At 71.4% G+C, this 17,937-nt stretch carries 21 protein-coding genes; 8 read left to right on the top strand and 13 right to left on the bottom strand.

The window, feature by feature from the left end:
* Positions 1-2: 2 nt before the first annotated feature.
* Positions 3-248: a DUF397 domain-containing protein gene (locus tag AAFN69_RS09575; protein ID WP_347727918.1), complete on the bottom strand. Its 246-nt coding sequence runs from the start codon at positions 246-248 to the stop codon at positions 3-5.
* Entirely contained in the window at positions 245-1,075 is an 831-nt protein-coding gene (locus tag AAFN69_RS09570; RefSeq protein WP_347727917.1) for a helix-turn-helix transcriptional regulator, read from the bottom strand. The genes AAFN69_RS09575 and AAFN69_RS09570 overlap by 4 nt, the downstream gene beginning before the upstream one ends.
* Positions 1,076-1,196: 121 nt before the next feature.
* Here AAFN69_RS09570 and AAFN69_RS09565 point away from each other — a divergent pair, with 121 nt between their 5' ends.
* The 4 genes from AAFN69_RS09565 to AAFN69_RS09550 all read left to right on the top strand — a co-directional run bounded on the left by AAFN69_RS09565 (position 1,197) and on the right by AAFN69_RS09550 (position 2,597).
* Positions 1,197-1,376, top strand: a complete 180-nt coding sequence (locus tag AAFN69_RS09565) for a hypothetical protein (protein WP_347727916.1) — start codon at positions 1,197-1,199, stop codon at positions 1,374-1,376.
* A complete protein-coding gene (locus tag AAFN69_RS09560; protein ID WP_347727915.1) occupies positions 1,373-1,594 on the top strand; it encodes a hypothetical protein in 222 nt (73 codons plus the stop codon). Before AAFN69_RS09565 ends, AAFN69_RS09560 begins: the two co-directional genes overlap by 4 nt.
* A gap of 1 nt (position 1,595) precedes the next feature.
* Positions 1,596-2,021 carry a hypothetical protein gene (locus AAFN69_RS09555; protein ID WP_347727914.1) on the top strand — a complete coding sequence of 142 codons (426 nt, stop codon included), beginning with the start codon at positions 1,596-1,598 and terminating at the stop codon, positions 2,019-2,021.
* Between the two features lie 69 nt (positions 2,022-2,090).
* A complete protein-coding gene (locus AAFN69_RS09550) occupies positions 2,091-2,597 on the top strand; it encodes a hypothetical protein (protein ID WP_347727913.1) in 507 nt (168 codons plus the stop codon).
* 15 nt (positions 2,598-2,612) lie between these two features.
* On the opposite strand, the gene AAFN69_RS09545 is transcribed toward AAFN69_RS09550, so the two are convergent.
* Positions 2,613-2,999: a VOC family protein gene (locus AAFN69_RS09545; RefSeq protein WP_347727912.1), complete on the bottom strand. Its 387-nt coding sequence runs from the start codon at positions 2,997-2,999 to the stop codon at positions 2,613-2,615.
* Positions 2,996-3,289 carry a metalloregulator ArsR/SmtB family transcription factor gene (locus AAFN69_RS09540; RefSeq protein WP_347727911.1) on the bottom strand — a complete coding sequence of 98 codons (294 nt, stop codon included), beginning with the start codon at positions 3,287-3,289 and terminating at the stop codon, positions 2,996-2,998. The genes AAFN69_RS09545 and AAFN69_RS09540 overlap by 4 nt, the downstream gene beginning before the upstream one ends.
* A gap of 256 nt (positions 3,290-3,545) precedes the next feature.
* Between AAFN69_RS09540 and AAFN69_RS09535 the strand changes: the two genes are divergently transcribed.
* Both AAFN69_RS09535 and AAFN69_RS09530 read left to right on the top strand, forming a co-directional pair.
* On the top strand, positions 3,546-4,004 hold the full coding sequence (locus tag AAFN69_RS09535; protein WP_347727910.1) for an ABA4-like family protein: 459 nt from the start codon (positions 3,546-3,548) through the stop codon (positions 4,002-4,004).
* A 148-nt stretch (positions 4,005-4,152) separates the two neighbouring features.
* The gene (locus AAFN69_RS09530; RefSeq protein WP_347727909.1) at positions 4,153-4,605 is read left to right on the top strand and encodes a hypothetical protein; all 453 of its coding nucleotides are present in this window, start codon (positions 4,153-4,155) and stop codon (positions 4,603-4,605) included.
* Positions 4,606-4,623: 18 nt separating this feature from the next.
* Here the strand turns inward: AAFN69_RS09530 and AAFN69_RS09525 are convergent, their stop codons facing one another.
* The 8 genes from AAFN69_RS09525 to AAFN69_RS09490 all read right to left on the bottom strand — a co-directional run bounded on the left by AAFN69_RS09525 (position 4,624) and on the right by AAFN69_RS09490 (position 13,974).
* Entirely contained in the window at positions 4,624-6,006 is a 1,383-nt protein-coding gene (locus AAFN69_RS09525; RefSeq protein WP_347727908.1) for an MFS transporter, read from the bottom strand.
* Positions 6,003-6,863 carry a helix-turn-helix domain-containing protein gene (locus AAFN69_RS09520; protein WP_347727907.1) on the bottom strand — a complete coding sequence of 287 codons (861 nt, stop codon included), beginning with the start codon at positions 6,861-6,863 and terminating at the stop codon, positions 6,003-6,005. Before AAFN69_RS09520 ends, AAFN69_RS09525 begins: the two co-directional genes overlap by 4 nt.
* A 64-nt stretch (positions 6,864-6,927) precedes the next feature.
* Positions 6,928-7,803, bottom strand: a complete 876-nt coding sequence (locus AAFN69_RS09515; RefSeq protein WP_347727906.1) for an SDR family NAD(P)-dependent oxidoreductase — start codon at positions 7,801-7,803, stop codon at positions 6,928-6,930.
* 157 nt (positions 7,804-7,960) lie between these two features.
* Positions 7,961-9,175 (bottom strand): serine hydrolase domain-containing protein, encoded by a 1,215-nt coding sequence (locus AAFN69_RS09510; protein ID WP_347727905.1) that lies wholly within the window; start codon positions 9,173-9,175, stop codon positions 7,961-7,963.
* A 267-nt stretch (positions 9,176-9,442) separates the two neighbouring features.
* Positions 9,443-10,831, bottom strand: coding sequence for a DUF1254 domain-containing protein (locus AAFN69_RS09505; protein WP_347727904.1), 1,389 nt, complete (start codon positions 10,829-10,831; stop codon positions 9,443-9,445).
* A gap of 104 nt (positions 10,832-10,935) precedes the next feature.
* Positions 10,936-12,294, bottom strand: a complete 1,359-nt coding sequence (locus AAFN69_RS09500; RefSeq protein WP_347727903.1) for a DUF1254 domain-containing protein — start codon at positions 12,292-12,294, stop codon at positions 10,936-10,938.
* Positions 12,295-12,565: 271 nt separating this feature from the next.
* On the bottom strand, positions 12,566-13,303 hold the full coding sequence (locus tag AAFN69_RS09495) for an isocitrate lyase/phosphoenolpyruvate mutase family protein (RefSeq protein WP_347727902.1): 738 nt from the start codon (positions 13,301-13,303) through the stop codon (positions 12,566-12,568).
* A 176-nt stretch (positions 13,304-13,479) separates the two neighbouring features.
* Positions 13,480-13,974: a carboxymuconolactone decarboxylase family protein gene (locus tag AAFN69_RS09490; RefSeq protein WP_347727901.1), complete on the bottom strand. Its 495-nt coding sequence runs from the start codon at positions 13,972-13,974 to the stop codon at positions 13,480-13,482.
* A 521-nt stretch (positions 13,975-14,495) separates the two neighbouring features.
* On the opposite strand from AAFN69_RS09490, the gene AAFN69_RS09485 reads away from it, so the two are divergent.
* Together AAFN69_RS09485 and AAFN69_RS09480 are read left to right on the top strand one after the other, a co-directional pair.
* Entirely contained in the window at positions 14,496-14,777 is a 282-nt protein-coding gene (locus AAFN69_RS09485) for a hypothetical protein (RefSeq protein WP_347727900.1), read from the top strand.
* A gap of 15 nt (positions 14,778-14,792) precedes the next feature.
* The gene (locus AAFN69_RS09480) at positions 14,793-15,974 is read left to right on the top strand and encodes a glutathionylspermidine synthase family protein (protein WP_347727899.1); all 1,182 of its coding nucleotides are present in this window, start codon (positions 14,793-14,795) and stop codon (positions 15,972-15,974) included.
* 227 nt (positions 15,975-16,201) lie between these two features.
* On the opposite strand, the gene AAFN69_RS09475 is transcribed toward AAFN69_RS09480, so the two are convergent.
* Entirely contained in the window at positions 16,202-17,479 is a 1,278-nt protein-coding gene (locus tag AAFN69_RS09475; RefSeq protein WP_347727898.1) for a hypothetical protein, read from the bottom strand.
* Between the last annotated feature and the right edge of the window lie 458 nt (positions 17,480-17,937).

Here is a 17,937-nt window from a genome sequence, read left to right as displayed (position 1 = left end):
CTTCAGTCGAGCGACTGCGAGCTCTGTGCGGACCAAGTGTGCGTGTTCCGCGCATATTCGACGAGTCCTATCCATCCCTGAAGTGAGAGCGTCAGGGGCGGGCGATTCGTCTGCTTGCTGTCCCGAACCAGAACGACTCCGTGTGCCCTTGCGTGAGCTGGCGCCCACTCCACGCAGTTGGCCCCACCGTTGCCGCTGTACGAGGACTTCACCCACTCCCCGGAGGAGTGCATGGGGTTGCTGCTCATCGTGGTAGCGCCTCCATAACGGACCGGATCAAGGCCGCCGACTCTTGCGGCGGCAGGGCGCAAGCCCTGAGCCGATCGTATGCCCGCTTGCGTCTGGCGACACCCTCCGATTCTTCCAGCAGAGTGCCTGTTGAGATACTTTCCTCCCAAGCGACCCTCGTCCCGTCATCCAAGGTCAGCAGGGCCAGCGACCCCCCTGTGAGCGCGTGCCCTCCAAGACTGAACGGGACAACCTGCACCATGCCGGTGGGCGTCAGAGCGATCTCTGCGAGGTACGCCAACTGGGCATACATAACCGCTGCTCCACCGAATGATCGACGCAGCACTTCTTCGTCAAGGATCATCGAGTGGTCAGGGGGGTTCTCGGATCGCAGCGTTGTCTGGCGGCTCATCCGCGCTGTGACCAGATCTTGAATACTGTCGGCGCTCGCTCGTGGGTTGTGCAGTGTGAACAGTGCGCGAGCATAGTCCTCGGTCTGAGCCAGGCCCGGAACGAGCTGTCCGCTGTATTCCTCGATGACCCGGGCCCGAGTCTCCAGCTCCATCCTCCTCCGGAACTGGTCCGGATGGATTTCCTTGCGGGCCAGTACGTACAGCTTTTCGAAGAACTTTCCCGCCCCGAACGCCGCGTCCAGTTTCGGTGCCAGGTCCGGCGGGATCATCGACTCCGCCGTCTCGAAACGGTGCAGCGACGTCTTGCCGTACTTCAATACGTCGGCCAGTCGGTCGAGCGACATACCCGCCTCCAGCCGTAACCGGCGCATCTCCGCGCCGAATAGATGGCGGGCCGACCGATCGGGTGTCAATTCGCGCGAACGTGCGACCATCCCTGCCTCCTCTGTTCCCAGTCCCGGAGTGGAACATCAACCGCCCCCCAGGGGCTTCCGAGCACGCAACGATATTGCCGTACGGGGAAATTGGCGACGGAAACGGAAAGGGAAAAGTCATATGACCGACTGGAAAGCGTCCGCCGGGCCGGTTGATCACCAGGCCGAGCTGGCCGCGCTCATACAGGCCGAAGGTGTCTTCGCGCTCGCCCCGGACTGGGTTCCCCGTACCGGGTACGCGCGGCCCACGGCGGATCTGCTCCGGCTGGTCGCGGACGGGCTGCGGAGGGCGGACGGATGAGTGCGACCGGGTACGAGACGGGGGCGGTCGTCCGGGACGCCGCCGGGAATCGGATCGGGCGGGTCATGGGGGACGTCGGCGGGCGGATTCAGCTCCGGCCGCTCAACGGCGGGCGGGAATGGGACGCCCTGCCGGAGGACCTGAGTCCGGCCGCGCAGTCCGACGCGCTCAGTACCGCCGTCGCCGAGGTCAATTCGCTCAGCAAATGGGGGCTCTGAGATGGCCGACGACAGCGGGGACGGCACCGCACCCGACCGCCGGATCTGCGGGGCGAGCGCGACGCTCCCGCTTCAGCTCACCGTACTGGCGATCGAAATCGCACCCGACGCCGGAGCTCACCCGCTCAGGATCATGACCGGCCTCCGGTGCGGACTGGAGGCGCATTCCACCGGATTCCACAGTGATCTCGTCCATGAAATCGACGAGATGGACGCGGGCGCGGTCTGGGCGCACTGGAAGGACGGGCGTCCGCCCCGAGTGGTCGAAATTCTGGCGGACTGCGAATCCGACAATGGCGAGCCCGAAGGGGCCAATGAAGCCTGCACACTCTTCGACGGGCATGCGGGCGGTCACAGTTTCGAATTCTCCGACCCGGATTACGACGCGGTTCTCGCCTGCGCGGAGCGGTACGGCACCGGCCTCTGAGGTGCCCGGCGCACACCGGCGCGGTCCATGCCCTGGGCCGCGCCCCGGTGGGCGGTTACGATCCGGGCCATGTCGCTTCGTCCCGGCCCCGAACCGGAATACGTGCCGAGGATCGGTCCGTTCGGCGTCTTCTTCCTCCGGGCGATGATCCTGTTCGGGATGCTGGTGGGGCCGGTCACGCTGGCCACCATCGGCCGGATCGACGAGAGTCCGCGTACGCAGGCGATCGTCGGCGGGCTGTTCACCGCCGTCTTCACCCCCGTGTGCGTCTGGGCGTGGCGGGCGGCCGGCCGGGCGAGGGCGAGGACCAGGCGGCTCGACCGGTCGGGGATCCCGGCCGCCGCCGAGGTGCTCGCCAGTGTGGAGACCCCTGTGGGGGAGGGGGCGGGCGTCGCTCTCACCCTGCGGATCAGCGGGCCCGGACTGCCGTCCTTCGACGCGGTGCACGAGTGCGGCAAGAGTCCGTCGCCGCAGGTCGGCGAGGTGCTGTTCGCGCTGGTCGATCCTGCGGGGCGGCTCTTCACGATCGATCACGGACGGCCCGCCGCCGGGAAGCCGCTGCCGGACGGCCCGTAGCACGCCGCCGACCGGCTACGCGGTGTGCATGATCTGGATCAGATTGCCGCAGGTGTCGTCCAGGACCGCCGTGGTGACCGGGCCCATCTCCAGCGGCTCCTGGGTGAAGCGCACCCCGAGCCCGCGCAGCCGCTTGAACTCCGCGTGGACGTCGTCCACGGCGAAGGCGGTGGCCGGGATGCCGTCCTCGACCAGCGCCGTCTTGTACGGCTTCACGGCGGGGTGGCCGTCGGGCTCCAGCAGCAGCTCGGTCCCTTCGGGGTCCTCCGGTGAGACCACGGTCAGCCACCGGTCCTCGCCGACCGGGACCTCGTGCTTCTTCACGAAGCCCAGGACCTCCGTGTAGAAGCGCAGGGCCTTGTCCTGGTCGTCGACGAAGACGCTGGTCAGATTGATCCTCATGGGGTGCCCTCCGGTGCGTCGGTCCTGAGCCATCGGGTCACGATCAGCTCAAGGGGGTCGGTGTTCAGATCATGGAACTTGTAGCGTCCCTCGCGCCGGGTGCTGACCAGGCCCGCCGATTCCAGTACGGCCAGGTGCTGGCTGATCGCCTGGCGGGAGAGCCCCAGACCGTGTTTGGCGGCCAGCCGCGCGCAGATCTCGAAGAGGGTCTGGCCGTCTCTCTCCACCAGCTCGTCCAGGATGCGCCGGCGGGTGGGGTCGGCCAGTGCCCTGAACACATCCTCTGCCATGCCGCCACCATAGGCAAGTGGTGACTTGCCTATCAAGTCGGGCGGACCACCGGGTGCCGGCGTCCGCCTCCCAACTCGCCCCGGGGTGCGGCGCGTTCGTTCAACGTCCCTTGCTTCCGGTCCCGCCGTCATGGATAGTGGCGCTCACCAATAATGGAAAGTGCCGCTATCCATATGATCGGACGGGGATTCCCATGCCTTCCCGGTATCTGCCATCTGCGACCGGTGAGCCCGGCCGAATGAGGAGGGCCGCGCCGTGACCGACTTCCTCTTCGGTCTCACCTTCCTGCTGGCGGCTCCGGTGTGGCTGCTGATGATCTTCGCGCCGGCCTGGCGGTGGACCGCCCGGGTCGCCGCCTCGCCGCTGACCGTGCTGCCGATCCTCGTCGTCTACACCGCCCTCGCGGTGCCGGTCCTGCCGGAGCTGTGGACCCTGGTCAGCGAGCCGTCACTGGAGAGACTCCAGGACCTGGTGGCGATCCCGGACGGCGCCGCCGCCGTCTGGGCGCAGATCATCGCCTGGGATCTGCTGATCGGTCAGTGGATCTTCCTGGAGGCGCGGCGGCTGGGCATCCACCCCCTGGTGATGGGGCCCCTGCTGGTCTTCACGATCCTGCTGTCGCCCTTCGCGCTCCCGGTCTTCCTGGTGCTGCGCGCGGTGAAGCTGCGGACGGCCCGCGCCCGGCCCGTACCGGCCGGAGTGCCGTCGCCGTAGCGCCCCGGGGCGCCACGGGCCGCCCCGGGGGCGCACCGAGCTGGCGCCCGGGGCCGCACCGAGCCGGCGGGCGGGGCCGAGGGAAGCCGGCGGGCGGGCCGTGCTCTACTGAGGCCCCGCCCGCCCCACCCGTCACCGGAGGCCGCCCGTGGCCAGGCTCCATGTCCGTACCGGCGTCGACCCCGAGGAGCCGGACACGCCGGTGGTGACCCTGCTGGCCGATCCCGACGGCCCGCCCGGTGACCGGGTCGTCGCCCGGCTCGCCGACCACTGCTACGAGGGGGACGAAGTCCTCTATCTGGTGCGGACGGACGGCTGGGCCGAACACTCCCTGGACGGCGGGCGCCTGACGGTCACCGTCGTCCTCCACCCGGCCGTGCTGGCGCGCACCGGAGCCGACCTCGCGGACTTCCCCGAGCACCCGCCCGCCCACCCCGCCGCCGTGGTGGTGCTGCGCGCGGAGACGGCGGTGGACCCGGAGCTGTACGCGCGGGCGGCGCCCGTGACCGCCGCCTTCACCATGGGCCCGGACGACCCGTCCGGCGACCCGCTCTCCGGCCCCGACGACTGGCCGGTACTCCTCGCCCTCCCGCCCGAGTAGCCGCGCGGGGGAGGGCCCTCACCCCTCGGCGGGCGGCGCGAGGCTCTTCCCGGGACCGGGACCGGGACCGGGACCGGGACCGGGACCGGGACCGGGACCGGGACCGGGACCGGCCACGGTCCCGCTGCCGGTGGCCGCCCCCGTCGTACCCGCCGCTCCCGCCATCGGCGGTCCGCCCGCGCGGACCGTGAGCGTACGGACCTCTCTGCTCGCCAGTGCCGCGCAGGTCGCCGCGACGCTCAGCGCCACCCCGCCCAGCAGGGTCGCCCGTACACCGAAGCGCTCCGCGAGCGGCCCGGCGGCCATCTCCCCCAGCGGGAGCGCGAGAACCGAGCCGAGGATGTCGTACGAATAGACCCGGGCGAGCCGGTCCGCCGGGATGTTCTCCTGGAGGGAGAGATCCCAGGCGACGCCGAACTGCTCCAGCGCCATCCCGTTGACGAACATGGCGGCGATGAGCAGGACGAGCGGCGCGGCCTCGGCCATGGCGACCAGCGGGAGCGCGTCCAGGGCGATCACGGCCACACCGATGCGCAGTATGTGCCGCGAGCGCGAGCGGGCCACGAAGAAGCCCGCGACCAGCGCGCCGATCATCTGGGCGGAGAGGACGAACCCCCAGGCCGTGCGCCCGATGGTGTCATCGGCGATCACCGGTCCGAGTACCTGGATCGCGCCGGAGGCCACCGCATTGACCACGAAGAACTGCGCCACCACGACCCACACCCAGGTCCTGGAGGTGAACTCGCGCCAGCCCTCGCGCAGTTCGGCGAGCGGGCGGAGCGCCGCAGCGCCGTCGGCGCGGGGCCGGCGGGGGAGGCGCACCCGGTGGTAGGCCACGCCCGCGCACAGGAAGGCGACCGTGTTGAACGCCATGCCCCGGCCCGGGCTGAGCACCGCGGCCAGCAGCCCGCCCAGCGAAGCCCCGGAGATCGTGCCGAGGTTGACGCCCATCCGGGCCACCGCGTTCGCGCCGCGCAGCTCGTCCGGCGGGGCGGTCTGCGGGACGAGCGCGGCCGTCGCGGGCATCGAGAGCGCCGCCATCGCGCCGTTGGCGACGCTCAGTCCGACGAGCAGCGGTACGGAGGCGAAGCCGAGCAGCAGACTCGCGGCGACGGCCGCCTGAGCCGCCGCCGCACCCACGCTGGCGCCCTGGAGGATCACCGCCCGGGGGAGCCGGTCGGCGAGGAGTCCGCCGAAGAGGACCAGGGCGACATTGGCGATCGACCGCGCGCCGACGACCAGGCCGAGGGTTGTCACCGAGCCGGTGAGGTCCAGCACGGCGAAGGCCAGCAGGACCGGCGCCATGGCATTGGCGAGATGGGTCAGGGTGCGGCCGATGGTGAGATTGCGGAAGGCGCTGTGGCGCAGCGGACTCAGCAGCGCGCTCCGGCCGCCGCTCACCGGCCGCCCTCCGGTGCCGCGCCGTTCGCGCCGGCTCTCGATCCGGTGGAGCCCGCGCCGGTCTCCCGATACGCGGTCTCCGTGCGGGCTTCCGGCGCCGCGCCGCCCGGTGCGGCTTCCTGTGCGGCTTCCTGTGCGGCGGTCTCCGCGCCGCCCTCCCGTACAGCGGACACCCCGCCGGCCCCCGGCGCGCCGCCGTCCGGGCGGGCCTCTGGGCCGGCTTCCCGTGCCGCGCCGTCCGGTGCCATCTGAAAGAGCATCACCGTGGCACTCGCCCGCACCGCGCCCGCCGTCCCCGGCGGCAGGGCCTCGTCGTGCATGATCCGGCCCAGTTCGTCCGCCAGTCCCCGGACCCGCTCCCAGGTCTCCGCCGAGATGGTCATGTCGGCGTCGGTGAAGTCGCCCGCCACCTCCACCAGGCGTTCCCGGTTCCGTCGCACCAGCTCCTCGGCGAGGGCGGAGACGAGCACCGCGTACTCGTCCCGCGAGCCCCCCGACAGGAGTTCGCCGCTGTCGGCGAGATGGCGGTAGCGCTTGGCCCGGCCGCCGCGCACCGAGGTCTCCTCGGTCAGCCGGAGCAGCCCGGCCGCATGGAGCCGGCGCATGTGATAGCTGACATTGGCCTGCGACTGGCCGAGATGCCGGGCGGCCTCGGCGGAGCTCATGGGCGCGGCGGTGAGGAGCGAGAGCAGCCGCAGCCTCAGGGGGTGGGCGAGGGCCCGGAGGCCGGTGAGATCGGGTGCGTCCCCGGGGCCGGGTGCGTCCCCGGGGCCGGCGGGCCCGGGAGGGGAATCGGGCCCGGGGGAATCAGGGCCGGAGGGATCAGCGGGGCCGGGTGCGCGGTCGCCTGAGGGCATGTGCGCAGTCTGCACCGGACCCGGCCCACTGTCAAACAGTTCTTTTGGGGTTCTGTCGAACCGCTCACGCGCCATAGCCCTCGGGGGCCGGGACCGCCCGCTCGGCCGCGCGGCTGGTCTCCTCCCAGGCCGCCCAGGTGTCCATCCGCTGCCGGGAGCTCTCGAAGGCCAGGTCGTACGCCATGCTGCCGAGGAGCAGCCGCAGCGGCGGTTCATCGGCGGCGACCAGCTTCATCACCGCCTCGGCGGCGAGCTCCGGCAGGCTGTCCACCGAGCCCTCGGCGAACTGCTCGGCCAGCCGCTCGCGGAGCCCGGCGTACGCCTCCAGCGGCTCGGTCATGGTGAGGCCCTTGGTGTAGAGGCCGGTCCAGTACCCGCCCGGCTCCACGATGGTGACCTTGACGCCGAAGGCCGCCGCCTCGGCCGCGAGTGCCTCACTCAGTCCCTCCAGGGCGAACTTGCTCGCGCTGTAGAGCCCGGTCGACGGGAAACCGCCGAGCGCGCCGATGCTGGAGATCTGGAGTATGTGGCCGCTGCCCTGTGCGCGCAGCCGGGGCAGTACGGCCTGGCCGACCCAGAGCGCGCCGAAGAAATTCGTCTCCATCTGGGCGCGGGCCAGTTCCTCGGTGAACTCCTCGACCATGCCCATGGCCATGTTGCCCGCGTTGTTGACGACGATGTCCAGCCGGCCGAAGTGGGCTGCCGCGCGGTCGACCGCGGTGTGCACGGCCGCGCGGTCGGTGACGTCCAGCGGGAGCACGAGCAGCCGGTCGCCCCACTCCCCGGCCAGCGGTTCGAGCGGGCCGGTGGTGCGGGCCGCGGCGGCGACCCGGTCGCCGGCGGCGAGGGCGGCCTCGGCGAAGGCCCGGCCCAGGCCGCGGCTCGCTCCGGTGATGAACCAGACGCGGCCGGCGGACGGTGTGGGTGCGGTGGTGGTCATGTGTGCCTCTCGCGGGCCGGGCGGGGACTCCCGAAGTGATGCGAGACGGTTCGTCTCGCTCTGTCGATCACTGTAGATCGATAAGCCCCAGCATGCAAGACGGTACGTATCGTCTTGTTGTCGCGGGGGCGTTCGGAAGTCACTCCGCCGTGCGAGGTCAGCGGGGTGTGCCCCGCCCGTTGGTCCCGCACTTCCCCGTTTCGCTCAGCTTCTTCCCCACCGCCGTGAGGTCCTGCTTCCCGTAGAGGCCCGCCGCGCTCACCGACTGGCGCCGGCCCTGCTCGTCACCGAACAGATAGGCCAGATTCCCCTGGATGAAGCCGCCGTGACCCCAGACCTTTCCGCAGCCCAGATGGTCGAGATCGTCCATCCGCTGAATGCCCAGGCCGTATTCGATCCCCAGGCGGGTATCCACCGTGCGCTTCATCTCGGTCAGCTCGGCCGGCCGGAGCAGCCTGCCGCCGAGCAGGGCGGAGTGGAAGCGCGCCAGATCGGCCGTGGTCGAGATGCCGGCCCCGCCCGCCCCGGCGACCGAGGGGTTGATCAGGGTGGTGTCCGCCGGCCCGGACGGCAGCTCGGTGTAACTGCGGGCATGCGGGCCGGGGAGCAGCGGCGAGGTATGGGGCATGGAGGTGCCCCGCAGGCCCAGGGGGTGGACGATCCGCCGCTCCACCTCCTTGTTCCAGGGGCGTCCTGTCACCTTCTCGATGAGCATCCCGGCGACGGTGTAATTGGTGTTGGAGTAACGCCAGCCCTCGCCCGGCGCGAAATACGGCGGCTTCGCGGTCGCCTCGGCCACGATCCCCTTCGCCGAGTGGCTGAGCCAGCGGTCGATCCGCACCCACCGCTCGCTTCCGTAGCCGTACTTGGGGTTCTCGGTGTAGTCGTGGAGGCCGCTGGTGTGGTTGAGCAACTGCCGGACGGTGATCCCGCCGCCGTTCGGGAGCACCCCGGGCAGATGGTTCTCGACCGGATCGTCCAGGCCGATCCGGCCCTCGCCCACCAGCTGGAGCACCGCCGTGGCCGTGAAGGTCTTGGTGATGCTGCCGATCCGGAACCGCCCGTCCGGGTTGACGGGTGCCCCGGTGCCGAGACGGGAGACGCCCGCCGTGCCCTTCCACACGGTCCGGCCGTTCTCGACGATCCTGGCCTGGCCCCAGGTGGCGGCCCTGCTGTCGGTCAGCGACCGCAGCGCCGCCAGGCGCGCCCCGTCCGCCCCGCGTTCCGCCGCCGCCGCTGTCGCCGCTGCGGCCGGGGCCGCCGCTGCGGACGGTGTGATGGTCACGGACAGGGCGGCGGCGGCCAGCACGGCCGCTCCGGCGCGTATCGCGACCCGTCGGGGCAGGGCGTTCCGCGGTCGGGCGTTCTTCATGACTCTCCTCGGTCGGGTGCCGGCGGAATCCCGGCGGGCGGGATCGCGCCCCCGGGGACCGGCCCGGGGAACACGGGTATCGCCCGCCCCTCCCCGTACCGGTCGCCAACACCTCGACCCTAGAAAGGAGTGGCCCCCCGGGACCATGACGCCCGCTCCCCGCCGCGCACGGGAGCCCGCACCCGGCGGATGGTGTAGCCCGCTCCCGTACGCCTCGCGCCCCTGCGCCTCGCTCCCGTGCACCTCGCTCCTCCGCGCCCCGGTCCGTCAGCCGTCGCGCACCTCGATGCGCGGCAGCCGGTAGGTGCCGTCGAGCACCGGCTCGCCCGGCATGTAGAGCCTGATCATCGGCCGGAAATCCCCCTCGGGCGCCGGGAGCCAGTTCGCCGCCTCCGCCGGATCCGCCGGGCGACGCCGCTGGAGTACGAGGGTGAGCGAGCCGTCCTCGCCGTACACCAGCCCGGGGGTGCGGTCGCCGATCGAATAGCGCCGGGCCGGGTTCTCCACCAGGTAGTAGTGCGGGGTGTCGTACATGGTCACCGACCAGAACGCGGCCACCGGCGGCGGCCGGTCGAAGCGCAGGGTGTAGGAGTGCGACCCATTGAGCCGGCGCCCGCCGGAATCGGTGAAGGTCTGTGCGTACACCGCCTCGTAACCGTGGTTGCCCCACAGCCCGATCCGCGCCGCCACCGCGCGGGCCAGATAGGAGTCCACCCGGTCCGGGATCCGCCACTGGACGGAATCGATGGTTCCGATGCCGAGGTGATCGAGGTTGTAGTCGAAGAGATGGGCGTTCAGCGACCAGTCGCCCGGCCGGCTGTCCCCGGCCGGCCGGCGGCTCGCCTCCTCCACCCGGGCCCGCCCCGCCGACTGCCCCTCGGTCAGCGCGCGCACGAGCTCGGGCGCGGCACCGGCGTACGGCGACGGTCCCTCCTCCAGCAGCCCCAGCGGCTGGAAGCGGGCCTCGTACTCCTGGTCCGCCGGGCTCGGCGGGAAGTCGGCCATCAGCACCCGCAGCCGCTCGAAGAAGATCAGCTCCTCCGGTACGCCGGCCTCGGGGCCCGGCAGTCCGGAACGGTGGGCGGCCGGGTCGAGCCGGGTGATCATCAGCTGTTCCTGGAGGGCCCGGACCCGGGGCATGTCGCGCGGTCCCTCGTACGCCCAGCGGCCCACGATGGTCACCACCGAGGTCGGCGCGTCGATCACCCCGCGCACCCCGGCGGGCGCGCTCCCCGCCCAGCCGGGCGGGGAGATCAGCCAGTCACCGCCCGCGCCGCCGGTGGCCCGCTTGCCGAGATAGGCGAAGTTGTTGCTCCAGACGTCCACGAACTGGAGGACGTGGTACGCCGGGCCCGCCGCCGGGACATGGAGCAGAACCGGGCCGCCGGAGAGGTCGAGCTGGGCGATCGAGTACACCGTGTCGTTGTTGACGGAGACGAAGCGCGCCTCCGGGCCGGCCGGCTCGGTCGCATGGGCGAAGGTGTTGAACGGGGTGGCGGGGAGCGGGCCGAATCCCCGGCTGAGGGAGGCGGCGACCATCGACACGCCGAAGACGAGCGGACAGCCGTGGACATACGCCTCCGCCGCGAGCGCGGAGAGACCGGTCAGCCCGCCGGACGCGTCCTGCGGCGGCGGCTCGTCCCTGCTGAGTGCCATGCGCCGGCCTCCGTCCCTCTGTTCGTCCTGTGGGGTGAGCGGTCCGCTTCCTGATCGGGCCGGGTCCGTGATCAGGCGGATCCGTGAGCGGGCCGCGTTCGTGATCAGGTCCGGGCGGTGACGGCGAGCGGCGGGAGGAACCAGGAGCCGTCCAGGACCGAGGGGTCGGGGCCGTACACCCGGATGGCGATGGTGAAGGGGCCGTCCGGGGCCGGCAGCCAGTTCGCCAGCTCCTTGGGGTCCTCGGGCGGGTCCTTCCGCACCTGGAGGGTGAGCCCGCCGTCGTCGTCCAGCACCAGGCCCGGGGTGCGGTCGCCGATCGAGTACCGGTCGATCGGGTTCGCCACGAGCAGCCGCTCCGGCAGCCGGTACACGGTCGCCGACCAGAAGAACCGGGCCGGTGGCAGCCGGCCGAGCGGGAAGCGGACGGTGTAGTCGTGGCGGGAGGCGTCCGGCGGGCGGTTGCCCCGGTCGTCGGCGGCCCAGCCGCCGTACCACGCCTCCTCGGCCGGCAGCCCGTACAGGCCCTTGTCCACGCCGACCGCCCGGTCGAGCCAGTCGGTGCCGTGCTCGGCGCGGGTGCCGAACCAGCGGGAGGACTCGACCGCGTTCTTCTCCGCCTCCGTGAGGCGCGCCCGGCCGTCGGCGATGCCCCGCTCGATCGCGGCCCGGATCTCCGGCTGGAGCGCCGCCGGTTCGAACTCGTCGGAATCGGTCGTGCCGGGCCGGGCGCCGGCGACCCACCCGGCACCGGAGACCCCCAGCGCGGCGAGCCGTTCGCGCAGCTCCTTCTCGCCCTCCCGTACCGGCAGGAATCGCAGCAGGAAGTCGAGCACGACGAAGAACTCGACCGTGTCGAGCACCTCGTCGCGCCAGACCGGCCAGACCGGTTCCTCCGCCGGGGCCGGTGCGGGGGTGCCGGCGAATTCCGAGAGCGGGCGCAGCCGGTAGTGGTTCTGGAGGGCACGGAGCGCCGGTCCGCCGTCGCGGCCCGCCAGATAGGTGCGGCCGACGATTCCGACGAGGAAGCTGTCCGCCCGCAGTACGCCGGTGACGGAGCCCGGCACCTCGCCCCGCCAGCCGGGACCGGCCACCAGATGATCACCGGGGAGGCCGTCCGTGGTGCGGGCGCCGATGTACCCGACATAGCTGGTGTCCAGGTCGTGGAGGGGGAGGATGTAATAGCGGTCGACCGGCGGGACGGAGATCACCCAGGGCTCGGCGCGCAGATCCAGCCAGGCCCAGGAGTACGGGGTGTCGTTGTTGGGTGTCACCACATCGGTGTCGGCGGGTCCGGCGGGCTCCGAATAGTGGCGGAAGCGGCCGAAACCACCCGTATGGCGGGGGTCGTCGGTGTCGATCGCCCGGGCGTACATCGTGCGGTAGTTCATCAGCAGCGGGAATCCCCAGATCCAGCCGTCGGCGGCGGTGCGCCGGGCCTCGTCGGGGGTCAGGTCCCTCATCGCACTGCCTCGCCGGGCGTCAGGTCCCTCATCGCACTCCGCCTCCGGGGTCGCGGTCCGGCCCGCCGGGTCCTCGCCGCCGTCCCGGGGGTGCCGTCCCGGGGCCGCCGTTCCCGGCCGCTGTCCGGGCTGCCGTTCCGGTCCAAACTCGCATGAGCCGGTTCATTCCGCATCCGGATGGGCCCGGCAGCGGCGGGCGGGGGCGGCCCCTGTCCCGGCGGGCCGGAGTCCGCCGGGACAGGGGCGCGGGGGGAGGGGAGGACGCGGCGGATCAGGCGGGGAGCGCGCCGGTGCGCAGCAGGTCCGCCATCTCCCGTACCGCCGCCGCCGACCGCTCCTGGAGATACGGTCCGAAGGTGATCCTGGAGGCGCCCAGCAGGCCGAGCCGGCCGATCGAGGGGCCGCCGGGGGAGGGCGCCACATTGATCGGGCCGCCGATCTCGGACCGCAGCAGCGGCAACTGCTCCGGCGGCACCCCCAGCGGATAGACGCAGTCCGCGCCCGCCGCCAGATAGCGGCGGGCCCGCCCGATCGCGTCCGCCGGGTCGGTGACACCGCGCAGGAAGGAGTCGACCCGGGCGTTGATGAACAGCCGGTCGCCGGCCGCCGCGCGGACCTCGGCCAGCCAGTCGGCGTGGCGCTCCGGATCCTGGAGAACGCCCGCGACGGAGTCCTCCAGATTGCAGCCGACCGCGCCGGTCTCCAGCAGCCGGTCCACGATCTCCTTCGGGGGCAGCCCGTACCCGCGCTCGATGTCCGCCGAGACCGGGATGTCCACCGCGCGCACGATCCGGGTGACGGCCGCGAACATCTCCGCGGCCGGGGTCCGGCCGTCCTCGTGTCCGAGCGCCGCCGCGACCCCGGCGCTCGGGGTCGCCAGGGCCGGGAAGCCCGCGCCGGCGAAGGCGCGGGCGGACGGCGCGTCCCAGGGCCCCGGCAGGACGAGCGGGTCACCGGCGGCACGCCGCTGGTGCAGATCGCGGAAGATCTGGACGGGAGTGGGGGTCATGGTCTTCGGTCCTCGCTTCTCGATGAGTGGGGTGGGGAGGGGAGGGGAGGCGCGGGAGTACGGGCGGCCCCGCCCCGCAAGGCTCATTCCGGCTGACGGCGGCGCGCGTCGCGCATGGGGGCGCGCTCGGTGTCACGGGGGGCGCGCGCCGAGGTGTGTGCCCCAGGACACAGCGGTCAGTGACGGTGGCTGACCTGGCCCGGGGCGTAATGGCCCGCCACCATGCGCGTACTCACAGCGAATCGATTCCAGCCGTTGATCACGGTGATAGCGGCGATGAGATGGGCGAGTTCGGTCCCGTCGAACACCTTCGCCGCGCGCTCGTGGACCGCGTCCGGCACGAAGCCCTCGGTGAGGACCGTCACGGCGTCGGTCAGTTCGAGGGCCGCGATCTCCCGCGCCGTGTAGAAGTGCCGCGACTCCTCCCAGGCGGACAGCTGAATGATCCGGTCCACCGACTCACCCGCCGCCAGGGCGTCCTTGCTGTGCATGTCCAGGCAGTACGCGCAGTGGTTGAGCTGGGAGGCGCGGATCCGCACCAGTTCCAGGATCACCGGGTCGACGCCGCGGCGGGCGGCGGCGTCGAGTCTCACCATTGCCTTGTACACATCGGGGGCGAGCTCGGCCCAGGCGAGGCGGGGCGTGTGTTCGGGATTTCTGTTGTCGTTCACACGGACGAACCTAATCCGGAGTGCCCCGGGGAAGCGCTTTGTTTTCGCCGCGTTGGCCGAAGTCGCGGCCGGATCAACTCCCTTTCGCCGTACACCGGATATGCGCAAGGCTGAGACAGGACCGACGGCCGGGGGGAATCCGGGCCGGATCCGGCGGACCGGTTGAAGGATTGACCGGCCGGCCGGCGGAACGGAAGTACCGGGGGCCGGCGGAACGGAAGTACCGGGGGCCGGCGGAACGGAAGTACCGGGGGCCGGCGGAACGGAAGTACCGGGGGCCGGCGGAACGGAAGTACCGGGGCCGACGGAAGCCTGTGCCCCGAATCCCGGTCGTATTACCGGATGAAACCTGAGACGAGGAGGTGACGAGGTTGCTGATCTGCCGGGCGGGACAGAGGAAGCGGACCGGGCGGAAGAGCCATCCGCCGGGGCCACTAGTCTGTCGGCGATTCACTACCTTGACGCGATGGCGCGACACCGCCGCTTGCACGGCGGTTCGACGGGAACGGGACGGCACTCTGATGGCACGGCGCAGACTGAGGTCGAGCACGGTGGTGCTCGGCGGTATGGGGATGCTCGCACTGACGATCACTTCCTGTGGCTCCGAGCCGGACAAGCGGTGCGCGGATCCCGTGACCATGGAGAATCTGCCCGGCTACGAGTGCGATTCCTCGGACGGCCGGGGCAGCACGTACTACGGCGGCAAGATAGTCGGCGGCACGGTCGAGGAGGGCAGCTTCCGGAAGGAGGCCGTCGAGAAGGGCGGCTTCGGCTGCTCCGGCTCCGGGTCCGGCGGCGGCTGAGCGGGGAGGACGGACATGCAGCGACACAAGATCGATCCCCGGCCCGGCTGGCAGCGGATCGTCGAGGAACAGGGGTGTGTCTACCCCCTCACCCGCCACCCGGACGGCGAACTCCGCCCCTACTGGGACGAGAGCGCCTACTACGAATTCTCCCTCCCCGAGGTCGAGGCGATGGAGGAGGCCGTCGAGGAGCTCCACCGGCTCTGCCTCGGCGCCGCGGCCCATATCGTGGAGCACGGCCGGATGGCCGACCTCGGCATCACCGACCCCCGGCTCGCCGCCCGGGTCGCCGAGTCCTGGCGCCGCAGAGCCGAACAGCCCAGCATCTACGGGCGGTTCGACCTGCACTACGACGGCGGCGGTCCGGCCAAGCTGCTGGAGTACAACGCCGACACCCCCACCTCGCTGGTCGAGGCCGCGAGCCCGCAGTGGTTCTGGATGGAGGAGCGCTTCCCGGGCGCCGACCAGTGGAACTCCCTCCACGAACGCCTGGTCGACGCCTGGCGCCACCAGGCGCATCTGCTGTCGCCGGGACCGGTCCACTTCGTCCACTCCGACGGGGATGTGCTGGGCGAGGACCTGATGACGGTCGCGTATCTGCGCGAGACCGCCCAGCAGGCCGGGCTCAAGACCGAGGCGCTGTCGGTCGAGCAGATCGGCTGGGACCGGATAACCAACCGGTTCGTGGACGACCGGATGCGGTTCATCCGCTCCTGCTTCAAGCTCTACCCGTGGGAGTGGCTGACCACCGACCGCTTCGGGCCGCATGTCCTGGACACCATCGACAACGGCGGCGGCACCGGGACCACGGCCTGGATCGAGCCCGCCTGGAAGATGCTGCTCTCCAACAAGGCGCTGCTGGCGATCCTCTGGGAGCTCAACCCGGGACATCCCCATCTCCTCCCCGCCTATCTGGACGGGCCCCGGGAGCTGGCCGGCGGGCCCGGCTATGTCGCCAAGCCGCTCCTCGGGCGGGAGGGCGAGGGCATCACCGTCCACGAGCCCGGCGCGGAGCCCGTCATCCGCACCGAAGCCTGCTGCTACCAGGAGCTGGCGCCGCTGCCGGACTTCGACGGCAACCGGGTCGTCCTCGGCGCCTGGGTGGTGGAGGGGGAGTCGGCGGGGCTCGGCATCCGGGAGTCCTCGGGGCCGGTGACGGACGAGTACGCCCGCTTCGTGCCGCATGTCATCCGCTGACGGGGTGCGCCGCCGCTGAGCACACGTCTCCGCCGGCGGGGCGCGTCGCCGCCGAGGGCATGCCTTCGCCGGCGGGGGCGGGGCGCTGAGCGCCTTGCCGTGTGATGGAGCCGCGGTGCCGGACGGCACCGCGGCTCCACGCGTACCAGGGTCACTCGCGGATCACTCGCGGGATGCTCGCGGATCGCTCGTGGATCACCCGCGGCCCGCTCGTGGCCCGCTGGTGCTCAGGACGGATTGAGCTTGATGGCGAAGTTGTTGAAGATGGACCACACATCGACCCAGCCCACGCCGCCGGTGCAGTCCTTCACCGGGCTGCATCCGGTGCCGATGCTGATGATGCCGTTGAGCTGGCGGGAGTTCGGGTCGTTGACGGTGATGACCGGGCCGCCGCTGTCGCCACCCCGGCCGACGACGCCGCCGTAATGCGGCACGCCGAAGCTTCCCCAGACCAGGACGCCGTTCACGTACCAGCTCAGGTTGCCCGCGTGGGTGGTCCGGATGTTGCAGACCACCTTGGAGTTGTAGCCCAGCTGACAGGTGAAGTCATTGACCGCGACATTGCGGACGCCGTTGAGATAACGGACGTAGCCCTGGGCGTCCACACCGTCCCAGGTGTAGCGGTTGGTCCGGGTCTCGATGAAGGCCGAGTCGACCTCCGGCCGCTTGTACTTCACCTGGCCGATGTAGTTGCCGCCGAGCGCCGGGACATGGTCGCCGACGTTGTAGCAGTGCCCGGCGGTGACGAGCCACTGGCGGCCGTCCCAGGTGCTGATCGCCGGGATTCCGCTGGTGCACCGGGACCGGCCGCCGGAACCCGGGCCGAGCGCGGCGGCGGCGTAGAAGGGCGCCGTGTCGTTCTCGCGGCTCAGGGCCTTCGCCGGTGTGCCCTGGCTGATGCGGACGGGGGTGGCGGACTCGGCCTTCCGTTTGTTCGCCACCGCCGGTGAGGCGAGCCACTTCCGGGCCGCCGCCGGTTTGTCCACGGAGAGTTCGACGGTGCCGCCGTCGGTCGAGCTCCCCGCCAGGGTGACCCGGAAGGGCAGATCCTCGCGGCTGGTGATCCGTTCGACCTCCTTCTTGAGCTCCTGGCGGGTGTTCTTTCCCCGGACGATGTTGATGAGACGGGTGTTCACCTCCGGGTTCGCCCTGCGGACCTCGGCCAGGAAGTCGCGGCCCCGGCTGGTGTCGGTCAGATAGACATTGACCGAGCGGTACGTGGGTGCCAGCTCCACCTGGGTGTAGATGTCCGCCCGGACACCCAGTCCGACGCCGGCCGCGGCGTCGGCCGCCAGCCGCAGCGGTTCGAGCACCCTGCCCTGCTGCTCCGGTGTCATGGCCGCGACCGCGTCCGCGGTGAGCGGGGCGGCGGCCGAGGTGGTTCCGGCCTCCGCCGAGGCCGTCATGAGCGGCAGCAGGGCGAGCGCCCCGGCGAGTGCGATGGTGCGTTTCACTCCGATGGCCAGTGTCCTGTTCGGCCTGTTCTCCGGTCCGTCGCTGTTCATTCCGTCCCCCTCGCCGACCCCGCCGGGGCGGGGTGAATGAATTGTTCTCGGGGGAGGCTAGGCAGGGGCATGACACTGAACAAGGATTATTTACAGCCTTTATTCATGGGGTTGTTGAGGGGTGAGGGGAGAATGCGCGCCGGTTGTTCCGGGTGCTCCCCGGCGGGGTTCCCGGGTGTGGCGGGCGGTGTCGTTCGGTATCGAATCCTCTTTCCCCGGTGAGATTTCCGAGGAAACGATTCCCTGTCGGGGAGCGCACTATTGGTGCATGCGTTCGGGCAATACCTGGATCGGGTTCTGCTCGAATTCTTGTCGGATGCTTGTCGAATCCTGGTCGGATACCTGGCGGGCGGCTGTCGCGGCGCTGTCGGGTGTCCGGCGGGGCCGGCCCGGGCCGGGATCGGGCACGGCCCGGGCCGGGAACGGGCACGGCCCGGGCCGGGAACGCATGCGGACCG

This window comes from Streptomyces sp. CAU 1734, from assembly GCF_039888735.1.
Lineage (GTDB): Bacteria > Actinomycetota > Actinomycetes > Streptomycetales > Streptomycetaceae > Streptomyces.
This window is presented reverse-complemented; position numbering and strand designations above follow the sequence as displayed.

Coding starts and splice junctions, on each gene's coding strand:
- AAFN69_RS09510 (WP_347727905.1), bottom strand. CDS start 9,175: ATGAAGAACGCCCGACCGCGGAACGCCCTGCCCCGACGGGTCGCGATA.
- AAFN69_RS09505 (WP_347727904.1), bottom strand. CDS start 10,831: ATGGCACTCAGCAGGGACGAGCCGCCGCCGCAGGACGCGTCCGGCGGG.
- AAFN69_RS09515 (WP_347727906.1), bottom strand. CDS start 7,803: ATGACCACCACCGCACCCACACCGTCCGCCGGCCGCGTCTGGTTCATC.
- AAFN69_RS09500 (WP_347727903.1), bottom strand. CDS start 12,294: ATGAGGGACCTGACCCCCGACGAGGCCCGGCGCACCGCCGCCGACGGC.
- AAFN69_RS09575 (WP_347727918.1), bottom strand. CDS start 248: ATGAGCAGCAACCCCATGCACTCCTCCGGGGAGTGGGTGAAGTCCTCG.
- AAFN69_RS09560 (WP_347727915.1), top strand. CDS start 1,373: ATGAGTGCGACCGGGTACGAGACGGGGGCGGTCGTCCGGGACGCCGCC.
- AAFN69_RS09485 (WP_347727900.1), top strand. CDS start 14,496: ATGGCACGGCGCAGACTGAGGTCGAGCACGGTGGTGCTCGGCGGTATG.
- AAFN69_RS09480 (WP_347727899.1), top strand. CDS start 14,793: ATGCAGCGACACAAGATCGATCCCCGGCCCGGCTGGCAGCGGATCGTC.
- AAFN69_RS09495 (WP_347727902.1), bottom strand. CDS start 13,303: ATGACCCCCACTCCCGTCCAGATCTTCCGCGATCTGCACCAGCGGCGT.
- AAFN69_RS09565 (WP_347727916.1), top strand. CDS start 1,197: ATGACCGACTGGAAAGCGTCCGCCGGGCCGGTTGATCACCAGGCCGAG.
- AAFN69_RS09545 (WP_347727912.1), bottom strand. CDS start 2,999: ATGAGGATCAATCTGACCAGCGTCTTCGTCGACGACCAGGACAAGGCC.
- AAFN69_RS09540 (WP_347727911.1), bottom strand. CDS start 3,289: ATGGCAGAGGATGTGTTCAGGGCACTGGCCGACCCCACCCGCCGGCGC.
- AAFN69_RS09520 (WP_347727907.1), bottom strand. CDS start 6,863: ATGCCCTCAGGCGACCGCGCACCCGGCCCCGCTGATCCCTCCGGCCCT.
- AAFN69_RS09550 (WP_347727913.1), top strand. CDS start 2,091: ATGTCGCTTCGTCCCGGCCCCGAACCGGAATACGTGCCGAGGATCGGT.
- AAFN69_RS09475 (WP_347727898.1), bottom strand. CDS start 17,479: ATGAACAGCGACGGACCGGAGAACAGGCCGAACAGGACACTGGCCATC.
- AAFN69_RS09570 (WP_347727917.1), bottom strand. CDS start 1,075: ATGGTCGCACGTTCGCGCGAATTGACACCCGATCGGTCGGCCCGCCAT.
- AAFN69_RS09555 (WP_347727914.1), top strand. CDS start 1,596: ATGGCCGACGACAGCGGGGACGGCACCGCACCCGACCGCCGGATCTGC.